The sequence below is a fragment of the Sediminispirochaeta smaragdinae DSM 11293 genome (assembly GCF_000143985.1).
Classification (GTDB): Bacteria; Spirochaetota; Spirochaetia; order DSM-16054; family Sediminispirochaetaceae; genus Sediminispirochaeta; species Sediminispirochaeta smaragdinae.
Genome location: NC_014364.1, coordinates 2354590 through 2370564, shown reverse-complemented (window position 1 = coordinate 2370564; position 15975 = coordinate 2354590). Strand labels below are relative to the sequence as shown.

Sequence of the window (15975 nt, the reverse complement as noted above, 5' to 3'; positions counted from 1 at the left end):
GGAATTTGGAATGGATAAGGTTCTAGAAATACAAGACTTGCAAGTTGATTTTGTTTCCGAAACCCGACGTCTTCATGCCTTGCGGGGGATAACTTTTCATATTGAGAAGGGAGAAACGCTTGGGCTAGTAGGGGAGTCTGGTTGTGGAAAAAGTCTTACGGCTCTCAGTGTTATGCAGCTCATTCCAACGCCACCGGGAGAAATTTGTGGCGGTAGTATTATGTTTCGAGGTAGAAATTTACTGGAATTCTCGGAAAAAGAAATGCGTGCTGTCCGAGGAAATAGAATCTCAATGATTTTCCAGGAACCCATGACCAGTTTGAATCCCGTATTTACCGTCGGGAACCAGTTGATTGAAGTAATACATCTTCATATGAACAAAACACGATCGGAAGCTGAAGAGCTTGCTGCGGACATGCTTGCTACAGTCGGTATGTCCGATGTACGGAAGCGCTTGAAGGAATATCCACATGAACTTTCTGGGGGATTGAGACAACGAGTTATGATAGCCATGGCCCTTTTATGTCAACCAGAAATCCTTATTGCTGATGAACCTACAACGGCTCTTGATGTCACTATACAGGCCCAGATCATAGACCTTATAGAGAATCTCAAAATGCAGTTTGGTACTTCCGTCTTAATGATTACTCACGATCTTGGTGTTATTGCGGAAAGTTGCTCACGAGTAGCCGTTATGTATGCCGGAGTTATTATTGAGATGGCCAATGTAGATGAGTTATTCAGAAATCCGTTACATCCCTACACGAGGGGACTCTTAAGCTCCATCCCTTCACTAGGAAAGCGAGCCAGACTTACTACCATCAAAGGGATGGTTCCTGATTTGTCGGATATGCCTAAGGGGTGTGCTTTTTTCCCCCGATGTGAATACGGATGTGACAGATGTCTTGAGGAGAGACCCTATTTGAAGAAATCAAACAATCACTATGTAGCCTGTTGGAGGCCTATGGATGAATGATACCATTTTGGAACTTAAGGACATTTCCAAATTTTTCGCCGTAAAAGGAGGACTTTTCAAATGTTCGTCCGAATACCTCAAGGCTGTTAATGGAGTAAATTTAAGCATCCGACGCGGTGAATCCCTTGGTCTTGTGGGAGAATCTGGTTGTGGAAAGACTACTTTAGCGAAAATTATTCTGAATCTCTATAAGCCGACATCAGGAAAAATCTTTTATAACGGAGAGGATATCACAGCTCTTTCCAAGAAAGAGCAGATGCATCTTAGAACTAAGATCCAAATAGTTTTTCAGGATCCGTTCTCTTCTCTCAATCCAAGAATGAATATCGGGGATATCATAGGAGAACCCCTGCTTATTCATTCCCACATGGATAGAAAAGAACGGATGTGTGCAGTTCATGAAGTAATGGACAGAGTCGGACTGAATACAAAACACTGCAAGCGATATCCTCACGAGTTTTCTGGAGGACAACGACAGCGCATAATGATTGCTAAGGCTTTGATTTTGAAACCAGAAATTCTGGTCTGTGATGAAGCCGTTTCCGCTTTAGATGTTTCGATTCAATCACAAATTCTTAATTTACTTATAGATCTGAAAAAGGAATTAAATTTAACACTAGTGTTTATTTCTCATAATCTAACGGTTGTCGATTATATTTGTGATCGGATAGTTGTCATGTATCTGGGGAAAATTGTCGAGATAGCCATACGTGATGAATTGTATGCCAATCCGATGCATCCCTATGTAACAGCTTTGCTTTCTGCTATTCCCATTGCAGACCCTACACATACAAGTAAGCGAATTATTCTTCAGGGAGAAGTGCCTAGTCCCGTAAATCCTCCTCGTGGTTGTGCCTTCAGAAATCGTTGCTGGAATGGAGATGAATCATGTCTGGAAATGCCTAAATTAACTGAAGTGCGACCAGACCATTTTGTTGCATGCAAAAAAATTAGGTAGAGGGAATTTATATGAAAGAATATAAGATGATGAACAATGTCATGATTCCGATGAAGGATGATGTCAAATTAGCGATGGATATCTATTTCCCAGAGGGAGATTCTGAATCCTATCCGGTTATTCTCGAGAGAACTCCATATGGAAAAAGGGAAGCAAACGACTATGATATAGATAACCCCAAAGGGCAAGCATCTTCTCGGCAAAAGATAGCTTCATTCTATAATAAGCATGGATATGTAGTAATCTTTCAGGACTGCAGAGGCAGATACGATTCTGAAGGTGTATTTATCAAATACTTCAATGAAGCTTCTGATGGCCAAGATACTATTCAGTGGATCAGAAGACAGCCTTGGTGTAACGGAAAGGTTGGTATTATGGGATTCTCTTACACTTCCCATGCTGCAATGGCTCTTGGGTGCTTGCTTTCCGAAGGAATAGATTGCATGTTTATCGATTCTGGAGGCTTCTCTAATGCCTATTTTAGCGGGATCCGTCAAGGTGGGGCATTTGAACTGAAACAGTTGATCTGGGCTTTTCTTCAGGCTCAGGTTAGTCCTGCTGCGGTACAGGATCCTATAATTACAGAATCGTTGAAAAGCGAAGATATCTTTGCCTGGATGGATAGAATGCCTCTTAAGCGGAGCCATTCCTTGCTTCGAAACTTTCCAGAATATGAAGATATTGCTTTTTCCTTCTGGGAAAAAGGAACGTATGGAGCGTATTGGAAACAATTAGGAATTAATACCAGTGAATACTATGATCGATTTATTGATACGCCCATTTTTCTGATTAGCGGTTGGTATGACCCTTACGTTAAGACCATCCTTGAAAACTATGAGGCTTTTAGTAAAAGGCACCAAAATCCCGTCTATCTTATGATGGGCCCTTGGACTCATAATAATAGAGCCATGACTATAGCAGGCGACGTTGATTTTTCTGCAGAAGCACTAATACATACCGGTTATGCAAATTCTTATCAGGAACTCAAGTTGGCCTGGTTTGATAAATTTCTAAAAGGCAAGGATGTTCTCCCTGAAGATGGGAAAAAAGTAAAGATTTTTATTATGGGAGGTGGTTCAGGAAAAAAAAATGACAACGGCACAATTAGCCATGGAGGACATTGGTTTTCTGCCGACAGTTGGCCCTTGCCAAATACTATTTTTGTTTCTTACTATTTCCATGCAAATGGATCTTTGTCGGACAAAAAGAGCACTCTTTCTGAATCATTTATTGAATATACCTTCGATCCCAAAAATCCGGTACCGTCTATTGGAGGGACTATTACTTCTGGTGAGCCTATCATGCGCGGTGGCGCCTATGACCAAAAGGAAAGTGATCGTTTTTTTGGTTCTAGAAAACCCTATTTACCGCTTGAGGCGAGGGATGACATCGTGGTATTTCAAACATCGATTCTTGATGAGGATAAAGTTATAGCAGGACCAATCAAGGCAAGGCTATGGATTTCTTCGGACTGTAAGGATACCGATTTCACTATTAAACTTATAGATGTCTATCCTATAAGTGAAAGCTATCCGCAAGGATTTGCCATGAATATCACCGACGGTATCATGAGAGTACGATATCGGAATTCTTTTGAGAAACCCGAACTTATGGTTCCTGGAGAAATTTATGAGGTTGTCGTAGAAGCTTTTTCGACCGCAAATCTGTTTAAAAAAGGACATCGGATTCGAATTGATATATCGAGTAGTAATTATCCTCATTTTGATGTGAATCATAATACTGGAGATCCCGAAGGAAAGGGGCAGGTTATGTTAAAAGCTAAGAATAGGCTTTATGTTGATAAAGAGCATGCTTCCTATGTAGATTTGCCAATTGTGAACAGTTTATAATTGGTTGTTACAGAAAATGGGGTAAGGATGGATAGGAAGAAAAGGCTTGCGGATGTCGCTCGGATGGTCGGATGCTCAATTACGACGGTCTCAAGAGTTATCAATAATAATTCTAGTGTGAATGATAGAACCAGACAAGCAGTCGAGAAGGCTTTGCAAGAAATCGGTTACTTCGAACACAAAAAACTGCCAGAACGGGAAAGCAAGAAACAGCTGATTGGCTTGATTATTCCTAATATGCTTGCAATAGGTATCTACCCATTCGTGAAGGGTGTGATGGAGGTTGCCGATTTGCATAATTTCAATGTGATTACCAGTGAATCAAACCATTCTGTTGCCAAAGAGACGAAATTATGCAAAAGCATGATCGAATGCGGCGCACAAGGGATTGTTTTTTTTCCTTGTGCGCCACATTCCGGCGAGTGTTTATTACAAATCCCCAAGTCGTATCCTATCGTTGTCTTAGATAGACTGACAAAGAATATTCCTGAAAACACTGTGAGTGTATTGGTTGACCATGAATACAATGGTTATCTTGGAACCAAGTATCTAATGAACCTTGGACATAAAAACATCGCTGTGTTGATGGGTACGTATAACGGAGAAAGGAGCCCATCACAACTTGAATTGTTGAAAGGATATAGAAAAGCAATTGAAGAGGCAGGACTCCAATTTCGAGAAGAACTGACTATTTATGGGACTACCAATATTGATGTCACAACAAGGGCCATTGATGAATTTCTTTCGCGGAAGATTCCTTTTTCCGCAATCTTCGGGTTCAATGATTTGCTTGCGTTTGGTGCCTATAATGCTTTAAAGAAGAGAGACATAAAAATACCTGAGGATATTTCATTATTGGGACATGATTCGACTATTTTTTCTGAAGTTTTGGGTATGACGACTATTGATAATCGGGCTATTGAAATTGCCAGATTTGCCACAGAGGCATTATTCTCTCTGATCGATAAAAAAGATTTGCTTGAGATTACTACTGTCAGCAAGTCAAGTTTAATGATCCGTAATAGTTGCAGCAGATTCCATGGTGACAAAGTCTATTAATAATGATGTACCTTCCCCTATAGATCGTTTCTAAGAACGATTCTATCAGGAACTATCGAAGAAAGGAGCGAAACATCGGATATTAAATGTAAGAATACGCGATCTAATTTTGTATTTCATGACCTACATATCAATGAAATTATAAAATACGGAGGAAGATTTCGGTGAAGATAGTTGAAAAGAAATATTCTGAGGGCTTGGTGGATGACCATCGTATGGTTCGGGTCTTCTTACCTGATGGATATAATGATAATAATGGGAGATATCCCGTGGTCTATATGAACGATGGACAGGACGTTTTTTATGACTCTCATACATTTGGAGGTGTGGAAAGCCTTCGATTTGTCCAATACTATCAAGATTATGGAAAATTTCTACCACAGATAATCATCGTTGCTATTGAAGCTCCCGCTGTGGCAAGTGAACGAACAGCTTTATATTCTCCTTATACAAAAAATTTTGTTGTACCAGAGGAAAAAAATTTTGAATCCTGTATCAAAGGTAGAGGCAAAGAGTATATACAGTGGATAATTGAAATACTTAAACCTGATATTGACAGGACCTATCGGACATATCCCGATCCTGATTTCACTGCACTATGCGGCTACAGCACAGGCGGTTTGAATAGTGTGTATGCTTCGATAGCTTTTCAGGAATATTTTCATAGAATCATTGCCATTAGTCCGGCAATAGCAATTTGGTTGGATAAGTTACAGGAAACAATGAATCACTGTTCTGGCTGCGACAGTCTCAAATATGTATACCTTGATGTCGGAACAAATGAAAATGGAAGGATGACAACGGCTTCAGAATTTCTTGAGGGAAGCAGTACCATTGTACGTTTTTATGAATCTCAAGGGCTTAATCAAGATAGTTTGAAATACAATGTTTATCAGAATGCTGTCCATAGCCAATCTGAATGGAGAAAACGGTTTCCTGATGCACTTAGGTGGATTTTTCAAGATATATAGGAGCGTCATATGACTATTGTAAAAAAAGCTGTTGCGGGCACCATGGAATCGAGTGACATTATGATTGTGGTGGATAAACCCGAAGGGAAAGGGATTCATGTCACCCTTGAAAGCCCTGTTAAGAAACAATTCGGTGATCGGATTAAAGAGGTTATCCTCGACAGTGCCAAAAAAGTTGGGGTTAAAGATGCAGACATCAAGGCAATCGATAAAGGGGCACTGGATTGTGTCATCATGGCGAGAGCGACAACGGCCCTGTATCGTGCCTGTGAATCAATAGATTATCAATGGGAGAAGTAGATATGGCCGATAGATTGAGAAGAACCATGATGTTCGTCCCGGGAAATAATCCAGGAATGGTAAAAGATGCATATATCTATAAATGTGATAGCATCATGTTCGACCTTGAGGATTCAGTTTCTCTCGCCGAGAAAGATGCTGCGAGGGCTTTGCTCTTCTATGCATTGACTTCTGTGGATTATGGTAATAAGGAACTTGTTGTACGAATCAATGATCCGAGGACATCTATGGGTGTCACGGACCTTGAAGCAATGGTTCGTGCCGGTATTGATGTTATTCGTCTGCCAAAGACGGAAACAGCGGATGATGTCCGACTCTGTGAAAAAGAAATTTCCCGAATAGAAAAGGAATGTGGCCGTAGTAAAGGTACACGAATGATGGCCGCAATAGAAAGTGCCGTAGGAGTACTGAATGCAAGGGAAATTGCCCTTTCCAGTAAACGATTAATAGGAATAGCATTTGGGGCAGAGGATTATGTTACCGATATGAGGACAAGCCGAAGCCCCGACGGCAGTGAACTGTTTTTTGCTCGAAGTATGATCTTACATGCCGCCCGAGCCGCCTGCATTGCTGCGCTGGATACCGTTTATTCCGATGTCAATAATGAAGAAGGACTTATCAAGGAGACCATGTTGATCAAGCAGCTTGGTTTCGATGGGAAGTCGGTAATCAATCCTCGCCAGATAGAGCCTATCATCAAGGTTTTTACACCGACACAAGAAGAAATTCGTAAAGCGCAGGATATCATGGAAGCAATACAGCTGGCCCACGAGAAGGGATCGGGAGTTATTGCCCTTAATGGGAAAATGATCGACAAACCTGTTGTTCTGCGCGCCGAGCGTGTTTTAGCGCTTGCAAGGGCTGCCAAGGTTTTATTATAGGAGAAACATCATGAATACGAATATTAGGCTGGAAGCTATTCCCAATATCGAAAAGCTGAAAGGAATCAACGGCATATACACCGATGATCATGCTCACAAGGATGTATTGTCCTTCCTGGAAAAGGAGCAATTTGAGAGTAAGATCCTGAGGAGTCTTGAAGAGGCAATTGAAAAGAGTGGCCTTCAAAACGGCATGACTATTTCTTTCCATCATCATTTTCGGGATGGGGATTACGTGTTGAATAAAGTAATGGACGTCATAGCCGGTATGGGATTTAAAGACCTGACACTTGCCGCCAGCTCCTTGATGAATGTTCATGAACAATTGATAAAACATATCAAAAGCGGAGTAATCAAACGCATCGAAACCAGTGGAATGCGTGGAAAATTGGCGGAAGCCGTTTCCAACGGCCTCATGGATATCCCTGTCGTTTTTCGTTCCCACGGCGGGCGTGCCTATGCCATCGAAACCGGTGCCTTGAAAATCGACATTGCCTTCATAGGTGCTCCCTCCTGCGATCCTTTCGGCAATGCCAATGGGTATTCCCGTGACAATGATACAGGGATTGTCTGCGGCTCTCTGGGCTATGCAAAGACTGATGCTCAATATGCTGATAAAGTAGTAGTGATTACCGACAATATTGTTCCCTTTCCCAATGTGCCCTCAGGTATTCCCCAGTCCGATGTGGATTACGTTGTTAAGATCGACGCCATAGGAGATCCTGAAGGAATCATGAGTGGAGCAACCCGGTATACGAAAGATCCAAAGGAACTGATGATTGCCGAAACTGCGGCCAATGTCATTACCGGTAGCGGCCGTTTGAGGGAAAGCTTTTCCATCCAGATGGGATCGGGAGGAGCCTCCCTTGCAACGGTCAGATTTCTGCGGGAAGAGATGGTGAAAAGGGATATCCATGCCAGTTTTGCACTTGGCGGCATCACTGGTCAGATTGTTAAACTCCATGAAGAGGGGCTCATAAAAAAGATTCTTGATGTCCAGTCCTTTGATTTAGACGCTGCACGATCTTTAAAGAATAATCGCTTTCACCAACAAATATCCGCATCATATTATGCAAGCCCGGGTAATGTTGGCTCTGCAGTCAATCAACTCGATGTCGTTATTCTATCCGCCCTGGAAGTAGATGTTGACTTCAATGTGAATGTGCTCACAGGTTCCGACGGCGTTATCCGAGGAGCAATCGGTGGACATAGTGATACCGCTGCCGGAGCCGCTTTGTCGATCATCGTCTGCCCTCTTACACGGGGAAGAATTGCAACCATCGTCGATCATGTAAACACAATTGTTACGCCGGGTAAAACCATCGATGTCGTTGTTACCGATCAGGGAGTGGCGGTAAATCCCCGCAGGAACGATTTGATCGAAGCATTGACAAAGGCCAATGTGGAACTGACCACAATTGAAAATCTCCGACGCAAGGCAATACAATTGGTGGGAAAATCGAGGCCAATCGAATATACCGACAAGGTTGTCGGGGTTGTTACCTATCGTGACGGTTCGGTAATTGACTTGATTCACCAGGTCAAGGATCCGATCGATGTCTCATGAGAAGGTTTTTGATAATTGGGGCGTTCCCTCCTTAGAGGCGGTTCTTGATGCCCGGGAGAGACGGGTTGCCAGGAAACAAAGGTTGGTCGAAACATACAACGCAAACGTAATTGCGTTTACGATGAATATTCCGGGGCCGGTAAAAAATACACCATGTATTAGCGCTTGTTTTTTTTCCGGGATAGAAGCCTTGCTGATCTATATGAAGGAACATGATCTTACGGAAGTCGAGGAGTATCTGCTTTCCACCGGTCCTGAGGGCTATTTCATTTTTCCCGTAACCGCTTCTCAATGGGCGGTAAAAAGGAAGCTGGTGACCTTTGAAGAAGATCATCCAATCGGCAGATGGTTCGACTTTGACGTCATGGATAGTACCCAGCGTGCCATCACACGTGAAGAGATAGGCGCAAAGCCGCGGCGCTGCTTTCTTTGTCATGATTCGGCAAGAAACTGTGGAAGAAATCGAAGCCACAGCGTCGAAGAGCTTGTCGCCTATACAGAGGAAACATTGAATAACTATCTGCAGATGGAGGGGAAGGGAGTCTTTAATGAGACAAGCAGAGACTTTAGCGCCGGTAGCAAGTAAATCACACATCATCTCATATATTGGGTATAGCGCGCATGCAGCTCTTATAGAAGAAGTATCGACAACCCCGAAACCAGGATTGGTTGATCAACACAATTCAGGCTCGCATTCCGACATGGATTATGCATGCTTTGTGCGCAGTGCAAATGCCCTTAGTCCCTATTTCACGGAAATGGTAAGCATCGGGTATCATTGGTGCAGGAACCTGGAAGATTTGTTTCTGGCGATTCGTCCTATCGGTATGGAGGCAGAAAAAGCCATGCTCTCGGTCACGAATTCGGTCAATACGCATCGGGGGGCAATCTTTTCTTTGGGCCTCATGTGTGCGGCCTCTGCATATGTCCATGCACAATGGAGGCACTTCGATATCGCACGCATCTTTTCAACATGTATCGATATGACGCAACATATACTTCAATCGGAATTACTTGAACTCGAAACGATGCGCCCCCGAACCCATGGTGAAAATGTATATAGAAAGGACGGCTCGAAAGGTGTACGAGGGGAAGCAATGACAGGCTTTCCCTCGGTAAGGGATGTTGCACTTCCTCTTATGGTATCCTACATGGCAGGAGGATATCAGCAAAATCTCTGCAATGTCCAAGTACTTTTGCATCTTATGACGGTGGTTGACGATTCCAATGTTCTTGCGAGACACGATCGAAATACTTTGGAATCGATACATGCAATGGCAAAGGATATTCTTGAGATAGGAGGCTGTTTTACTCAGGCGGGCATGGAATCGGTGCAAAGCCTTGACGCATATTGCATTGCCCGACACATCAGCTGTGGCGGGTGTGCCGATCTGCTGGCCTTGACGATTTTCCTGGCAAAACTGCTTCTTTATGATGAACCATGAAGGGGGGGGGATGGATACGAATAATATAGCCGATATGACGGAATTCTCCGGATACCTTGCTTCTCCTCATTGGGAAAGCAGAGTATCGGATTTCTTAAATGAACGCGGCCTTCATTATGAGGGGCCAGCGGAATTCATGATCTGCCTGTTGTCGCACGGTCGGATTATCGGGACAGGAGCGGCTGATGGGAATGTCATCAAATATCTTGCAGTGCATCCTTCGTATCGACAATACGGTATTGCATCGCATATCGTGAGCGAACTGGTCACATATGCATATACCAATGGGCAAGAACATCTGTTTTTGTTTACAAACCCGAAAAATAGGGCTGTATTTGTCGATATCGGATTTTATCCCATACTTCAAACGGATGATGTTCTGTTTATGGAAAACAGGAAACAGGGATTACAGGGCTATGTCGACTTTCTACGGAGTGAAACCGAACGGTTTATAAAAGAGCGTGCAATAGGTGAGGGGGCAGTTGGTTCAATAGTGGCGAATTGCAACCCCTTTACCAATGGGCATCGATACCTCATCGAACGCGCAAGTAAGGAGTGCTCGTTGGTACATCTCTTTGTCGTATCCAGTGAGAAGTCCTTATTCAGTGCTAAAGACCGATATGAAATGGTGAAAGAAGGTGTTTCATCCTTACGTAATGTCATGGTTCATAAGACGGAAGATTACTTGGTTTCTCCCGCAACCTTCCCCAGTTATTTTCTCGACGATATAGACAGAGCCGAACAGATTAATTGCAACCTTGACATTGCACTCTTCATGCGTTTTTTTGTACCAGAACTTGGAATTTCAAAACGATATCTCGGAACAGAACCCTACTCGCATGTAACAAATGCCTACAATGCAGCATTACAACGAACTTTGAAAAAGGCCGGAGTAGAAGTAATAGAGATCGAACGGAAGAATTGCAACGGGAAACCTATAAGTGCCTCATTAGTCAGGGAATACATACATGCCGGAAACATGCAGGCTATTCTTCCTTTAGTTCCTGCAAGCACCTACGAATTCATCGTACACCACTCCATTCTAAATCAATAAATGTTTCTCTTTAAAATATCAAAATGCCACTAATAGCGAGAAATAATAAAAAAAGATTGTGACCTGAGACTTATAAGAGTAAAATCTCATTGGAATATGTACATCAAAGCTTGAGTGGATTTTATTCAACGTGTCGGCATTAAACTACATTAGATAAGGAGTAAGTTATGTCAAAGTATTATGTAAATGACAATGCTCAACCCACAGGCGAACATGAAGTTCATACACAGAACTGTATGTATTTACCGGAAAATCGGACGTATATTGGAGAATATTCGAACTGTCATGATGCGCTAAATAAGGCACGGACTATATATACCAATGTTGATGGTTGTTTCTACTGCTCTCCTGCCTGTCATACCAAATAAAATAGTGTTGCCTATACGAGAAGCCCGATGAATTTAAACTTGAGACCTTGAAGGAGGGAAGGAAAGTACAAAATATTTTATCATCTTGAGCAGAATGAGACTCTGTTTGAAGTTCTTTCTCAAAGTACATAAAACTGATATAGTTTGTCAGTCTGAGAATTGAAAATTCGGAGCTTGATTATGAAGAAATGGTATGATGAGGAGTATGAATGGGAAATCGAGGTAACAGGCTTTCTTCGAAGTGACCACACAGAGAGGTATTGCCGAAACGGTGAGGAAATCGGAGATACGTATACATGTACTTATGGCTGTCCTGTAAATAAGGAGGGGCAGGGTATTTGCTCCAAAGTAATGATGATGATGTTTCCAATTATGGAGGCGGTTAGAAGTGGTGGAGATTTAGAGAACATCGGTGGGAATAGTAAATATAGCAAGGAAATTGTATGCCCGGACGGTTGCGTTATGTTTAGGATGAGTGCAAAGAAACTCGGAAATGAGAATTTTTATAAGGGCAAATTTTTTGAGTAGATTTGATTCTATATTCTGACTATTTTATGATATTCCGCTATACCTAATTTGCTGAGCCTGTAAATTTTTCTGTGTAAAGCTCTTTTCCAAATTTAAAATCGCCCTTCATATTCGATGGCGAATCTATTCATTGCAGGCTTCCAATTCCGAAGGGGCATACTCCATTTCCTGGAAGCCTGCTCAATAGCCAGATAGACTATCTTAACCGCTGAACCTTCATTTGGGAATATCTTTCGATTTTTTATCGTTTTTCGAATGACACTATTCAGGGATTCAATTGCATTTGTTGTATAAATAATTTTTCGTATTTCATCGGGGTAATCGAATAATGTGATAAGATTTTCCCAATTTCTATACCATCCTTTACTGATTGATGGGTATTGAGAATCCCATTTTTCTGAGAAACGATTCAGTTCAAGTTTTGCTTCCTGTTCAGAAACGGAACTGTAAATTTTCTTCAAATCAGCAGCTACAGCTTTCCGATCTTTGTATGAAACATATTTCACTGAATTTCGAACTTGATGGACAATGCAAAGCTGTATTTTGGTTTGTGGAAAAACTGTATTGATTGCATCCGGGAATCCGGTTAAACCATCCACACAGGCTATAAAAATATCCTTTACTCCACGGTTCTGAAGTTCTGTAAGGACATTCATCCAGAACTTGGCACCTTCATTGTCCGCAATCCATATGCCAAGAAGCTCTTTTATACCCTCAGAGTTAATTGCGAGGGCAAGAAAGATACTTTTGTTAATAACTCTCTTGTTTTCACGGACTTTAACGACTATACAATCCAGATATAAGACAGGATAAACAGAATCTAATGGGCGATTCTGCCAGGCGACGACTTCCTCCATGACGCCTTCTGTTATCTTGGAAATCAAAGCATGAGATACATCGACATCATACATTTCCTTGAATGTTGCCGCGATATCCCGAGTCGTCATTCCCTTTGCATAGAGTGTTAAAATCTTACTGTCTAAATCTTCACTCCGGCGCTGGTTTTTCTTTACCAGCTGAGGTTCAAATGTCGCATCCCTGTCGCGGGGAATATCCAACTCTATTTCTGAGGTATCAGTTTTCAGTGTTTTCTGCGTGTAGCCATTCCGAGTGTTATCGGACGGTCGTTGTCCATTCGTTTTCTCACCAAGATGCTCCTCCATCTCAATTTCCAGGGCTCGTTCCATAGCCACCTTGGCAAGCATCTTGGTCATTGCTGATACATCTTTCGGACTCTTCAGGCTCCTGGCCAGTTTGTCCGCCAATTCATCAAATTCTTTACTGTGCAAAATAGAAGCTCCTCTCTTGTTATATCAAAGATTTGAAGCTTTACACAGATTTATTTACAGGCTCAATTTGCTTTGTGGGTAAAATAATTCCATACAAGCTTTGTGATATCAGCTATAATCTTTTCATTCGTTTCATAACTCTCTTTCGAGTTAGCTACAAAGACACTCATCACAAAATGGTTATTGTTAGGCAATGTTACAATTCCTATATCATTAATTGCTACAGTTACCCCGGATTCATCTGGCGGTGCAGAAGTTCCAGTCTTATGCGCTACTAAAGTTCCAGATGGCAATTTGCCCTTAATCCTACCTCCACCTGTTTCCGTTCCTGCCATAACTTTCCATAAAAAATCAGTTGATTGTTTTGACAAGACCTTTCCATCATAAAATAATGTAAGTAATTCTGTGGCGGCTTCTGGCGTTGTCCAATTCTCAAATTGAAGATCAGATTCTTTGTGCATATTCTCTTCATCGGTTGTAATCTGAACATCAATGATGCCAAGACCATGAATATACTCGTTTACTTTTTCAGTACCACCTATTAAGCGTAATAAAATATCAGAACCATTATTGTCGCTTAATGCAACAGTGTAATTAATTAATTCAGCTAAGGTAATTTCTTTTTTTCCTGCAAGGTATGTTTCACGCAAAGGGCTCCACGTATTCGGTAATAAATCACTCTCTTTTAGCATTATACTGTCTTCCAAAGAAAGGTTACCAGTATCAACTTCATGTAAAGCTGATAATGCAATGTGGAATTTATAAACACTTTGCATAGAAAAGTGTTTATCATTGTTGATGCTTAATGATTCATTATCTTCAATGCCAAGAACAGAAACTCCCACAAGTGCTTTCTTTTCAACGAGAAATTGCTCAATATCCTGCCTGAGATTATTTATTGTTTTGGGTGCATTGGTTTCACCAAAAGAAAAAGAAACGAAAACAAGCAACATATAACTTAAGGAGAACATTCTCTTCATAGTTGATACCTTTCATGTAGTATAATAAAATCAAATATTCGAGGAAAAATATCCATTATTACTCATGCTTTGTCAACACGAAGTTGTAGAATTATTGTAAAGCCCTCTTGGATGAATCGAGTCTTCCATTTGTAACCGTTTTTTGTTGAGATTCCATACTTGCGACACTCATGTAAACCGTTCATACGGAAGAACAGCCATGAATGGTCAGCTCAGCCGATTTTGTTATGAGAATCTTACGTTTGCCGGTACTTGTACCCATCCAACATTTTCTTATTTTACTTCCATCAACACCGTTGGTACAATGGCTACGTAATTACATTTCTTTGCGCAATTTTCTCAATCGTCACAAACACTGTTTCTAGAAACAGGCACCAAGTGCAATGCTAATAAAGGAGGTTTTGCATGATAAAACGCTATGCCGTTCGGGGTGCCTCTTTGATGAATGTCTTCGACGGCACATACAACAAACGGGACATCATGGTAGAAAACTATGCTGAGCCCAGATTTCCGAACAGTTTTTAACAAGGAGTAAGGTGGAATCTCCGATGTATGATACCATATACAAGGAGAAGAACGTGAGACGAAAGTTTGATGAAGAGTTCAAGGCCAAGGTAGCTCTTGAAGCGCTGAAGGAAGAAAAAACACTGCAGGAGCTGGCAGAGGAGTATGAAGACCATCCCAACCAGATCAGTGCCTGGAAGAAACAACTTCTACAGAATGCGAGTTCCCTTTTTGAGCGTAAGAACAAAAAGAACCAGGAACTTGACCAGGTGAAAAAGCGTGAACAGGAACTCTATAAACAACTTGGCCAAGCAAAATACGAGAATGAATGGTTAAAAAAAAAGTACAAGCAACTGTACGGAAAGGATTACGAATGATTGATCCTTCTGACCGTCATCTCTCTATTGCTCGGCAAAGCGAACTGGTTGGTGTAAGTCGTTCTCACCACTACTACAAAAAACGTGCCCCACAACGGGCTGATATAGAAGAAATGATCAAGCTGAAAGAGTTGTTTATAAAGTATCCGTTTATGGTTACCGTAAACAGATGCTTGAACTGGGCAATGAATCTATTGTCTCTACGGTAAAACGGGTCCGCCGTTTCATGAAAGAATTGGGCCTTAAAGCGCTGTCACCGAAGAAATTGACATCCATCCCGAAGAAGGAGCATCCGGTTTATCCATATCTGCTGAAAGGAAAGAGGATCAGATATCCCAATCAGGTCTGGGCGACCGATATTACCTATCTGAAGCTTGAAACAGGATATGTTTATCTGGTTGCCATTATGGATCTCTATAGCCGTAAAGTTTTAAGCTGGAGGATTTCACTCACTATGGATGCAGAGTTCTGCTGTGAAGCGTTAAAGGACGCCCTGAGAAACTATGGCACGCCTGCGATCTTCAATACAGACCAGGGAAGTCAGTTTACCTCCTATGGCTTTCTTCAAATCCTGAAAGATGAAGGTGTAGAAATCAGTATGGATGGTCAGGGCCGTTGGCGGGATAATATCTATGTTGAACGGTTCTGGCGAACTCTCAAGTATGAAGATATTTACTTGAAGTCCTATGAACCAGTGCGAGAACTGAAAACCGGACTTACCCGGTACTTCAGGTTCTACAACAGCCGAAGATTTCATCAGGGCCTGGATTATAGGACTCCGGAAGAGATGTATATATCATTCCAGGAAAAGGAGCTTAAAGCTGCTGCATAGTCAGATTATACCGGTAGGTTCCACCTTAAATAGTTT

Annotated in this window: 15 protein-coding genes and 1 pseudogene; 14 read left to right on the top strand and 2 right to left on the bottom strand. The window is 41.8% G+C overall.

Annotated elements, in window-relative coordinates:
* The first annotated feature begins 10 nt into the window (after positions 1-10).
* From SPIRS_RS11185 to SPIRS_RS11130, 12 genes are all read left to right on the top strand, one after another.
* On the top strand, positions 11-976 hold the full coding sequence (locus SPIRS_RS11185) for an ABC transporter ATP-binding protein (protein ID WP_013254795.1): 966 nt from the start codon (positions 11-13) through the stop codon (positions 974-976).
* Entirely contained in the window at positions 969-1934 is a 966-nt protein-coding gene (locus SPIRS_RS11180; RefSeq protein WP_013254794.1) for an ABC transporter ATP-binding protein, read from the top strand. Before SPIRS_RS11185 ends, SPIRS_RS11180 begins: the two co-directional genes overlap by 8 nt.
* Positions 1935-1945: 11 nt before the next feature.
* Entirely contained in the window at positions 1946-3784 is a 1839-nt protein-coding gene (locus SPIRS_RS11175) for a CocE/NonD family hydrolase (protein WP_013254793.1), read from the top strand.
* A 27-nt stretch (positions 3785-3811) separates the two neighbouring features.
* Complete coding sequence (locus SPIRS_RS11170; RefSeq protein WP_013254792.1) at positions 3812-4843, top strand: LacI family DNA-binding transcriptional regulator; 1032 nt, start codon at positions 3812-3814, stop codon at positions 4841-4843.
* 164 nt (positions 4844-5007) lie between these two features.
* Positions 5008-5814: an alpha/beta hydrolase gene (locus tag SPIRS_RS11165; RefSeq protein WP_013254791.1), complete on the top strand. Its 807-nt coding sequence runs from the start codon at positions 5008-5010 to the stop codon at positions 5812-5814.
* Positions 5815-5823: 9 nt separating this feature from the next.
* Entirely contained in the window at positions 5824-6114 is a 291-nt protein-coding gene (citD, locus tag SPIRS_RS11160) for a citrate lyase acyl carrier protein (RefSeq protein WP_013254790.1), read from the top strand.
* A 2-nt stretch (positions 6115-6116) separates the two neighbouring features.
* Positions 6117-6995: a citrate (pro-3S)-lyase subunit beta gene (gene citE, locus SPIRS_RS11155; protein WP_013254789.1), complete on the top strand. Its 879-nt coding sequence runs from the start codon at positions 6117-6119 to the stop codon at positions 6993-6995.
* Between the two features lie 10 nt (positions 6996-7005).
* On the top strand, positions 7006-8562 hold the full coding sequence (gene citF, locus SPIRS_RS11150; protein WP_013254788.1) for a citrate lyase subunit alpha: 1557 nt from the start codon (positions 7006-7008) through the stop codon (positions 8560-8562).
* The gene (citX, locus tag SPIRS_RS11145) at positions 8552-9148 is read left to right on the top strand and encodes a citrate lyase holo-[acyl-carrier protein] synthase (protein WP_013254787.1); all 597 of its coding nucleotides are present in this window, start codon (positions 8552-8554) and stop codon (positions 9146-9148) included. Before citF ends, citX begins: the two co-directional genes overlap by 11 nt.
* On the top strand, positions 9111-10007 hold the full coding sequence (citG, locus tag SPIRS_RS11140) for a triphosphoribosyl-dephospho-CoA synthase CitG (RefSeq protein ID WP_013254786.1): 897 nt from the start codon (positions 9111-9113) through the stop codon (positions 10005-10007). Before citX ends, citG begins: the two co-directional genes overlap by 38 nt.
* Positions 10008-10017: 10 nt before the next feature.
* Complete coding sequence (gene citC / locus SPIRS_RS11135) at positions 10018-11061, top strand: [citrate (pro-3S)-lyase] ligase (protein WP_013254785.1); 1044 nt, start codon at positions 10018-10020, stop codon at positions 11059-11061.
* Between the two features lie 548 nt (positions 11062-11609).
* The gene (locus SPIRS_RS11130; protein ID WP_013254783.1) at positions 11610-11957 is read left to right on the top strand and encodes a TIGR04076 family protein; all 348 of its coding nucleotides are present in this window, start codon (positions 11610-11612) and stop codon (positions 11955-11957) included.
* A 92-nt stretch (positions 11958-12049) separates the two neighbouring features.
* On the opposite strand, the gene SPIRS_RS11125 is transcribed toward SPIRS_RS11130, so the two are convergent.
* Positions 12050-13246 (bottom strand): IS256 family transposase, encoded by a 1197-nt coding sequence (locus SPIRS_RS11125; protein WP_013254782.1) that lies wholly within the window; start codon positions 13244-13246, stop codon positions 12050-12052.
* A gap of 62 nt (positions 13247-13308) precedes the next feature.
* Complete coding sequence (bla, locus tag SPIRS_RS11120; protein ID WP_041866297.1) at positions 13309-14217, bottom strand: class A beta-lactamase, subclass A2; 909 nt, start codon at positions 14215-14217, stop codon at positions 13309-13311.
* A 587-nt stretch (positions 14218-14804) separates the two neighbouring features.
* Between bla and SPIRS_RS11115 the strand changes: the two genes are divergently transcribed.
* Both SPIRS_RS11115 and SPIRS_RS11110 read left to right on the top strand, forming a co-directional pair.
* Positions 14805-15107 carry a transposase gene (locus tag SPIRS_RS11115; protein WP_171814766.1) on the top strand — a complete coding sequence of 101 codons (303 nt, stop codon included), beginning with the start codon at positions 14805-14807 and terminating at the stop codon, positions 15105-15107.
* 157 nt (positions 15108-15264) lie between these two features.
* Positions 15265-15939: pseudogene (locus tag SPIRS_RS11110) on the top strand (IS3 family transposase); the annotation flags it as partial.
* Between the last annotated feature and the right edge of the window lie 36 nt (positions 15940-15975).

Excerpts from the sequence above, each read along its gene's own strand:
- SPIRS_RS11185 (WP_013254795.1), top strand. The coding sequence starts at position 11 with ATGGATAAGGTTCTAGAAATACAAGACTTGCAAGTTGATTTTGTTTCC.
- SPIRS_RS11180 (WP_013254794.1), top strand. The coding sequence starts at position 969 with ATGAATGATACCATTTTGGAACTTAAGGACATTTCCAAATTTTTCGCC.
- SPIRS_RS11175 (WP_013254793.1), top strand. The coding sequence starts at position 1,946 with ATGAAAGAATATAAGATGATGAACAATGTCATGATTCCGATGAAGGAT.
- SPIRS_RS11170 (WP_013254792.1), top strand. The coding sequence starts at position 3,812 with ATGGATAGGAAGAAAAGGCTTGCGGATGTCGCTCGGATGGTCGGATGC.
- citD (WP_013254790.1), top strand. The coding sequence starts at position 5,824 with ATGACTATTGTAAAAAAAGCTGTTGCGGGCACCATGGAATCGAGTGAC.
- citE (WP_013254789.1), top strand. The coding sequence starts at position 6,117 with ATGGCCGATAGATTGAGAAGAACCATGATGTTCGTCCCGGGAAATAAT.
- citF (WP_013254788.1), top strand. The coding sequence starts at position 7,006 with ATGAATACGAATATTAGGCTGGAAGCTATTCCCAATATCGAAAAGCTG.
- citX (WP_013254787.1), top strand. The coding sequence starts at position 8,552 with ATGTCTCATGAGAAGGTTTTTGATAATTGGGGCGTTCCCTCCTTAGAG.
- citG (WP_013254786.1), top strand. The coding sequence starts at position 9,111 with ATGAGACAAGCAGAGACTTTAGCGCCGGTAGCAAGTAAATCACACATC.
- citC (WP_013254785.1), top strand. The coding sequence starts at position 10,018 with ATGGATACGAATAATATAGCCGATATGACGGAATTCTCCGGATACCTT.
- SPIRS_RS11130 (WP_013254783.1), top strand. The coding sequence starts at position 11,610 with ATGAAGAAATGGTATGATGAGGAGTATGAATGGGAAATCGAGGTAACA.
- bla (WP_041866297.1), bottom strand. The coding sequence starts at position 14,217 with ATGTTCTCCTTAAGTTATATGTTGCTTGTTTTCGTTTCTTTTTCTTTT.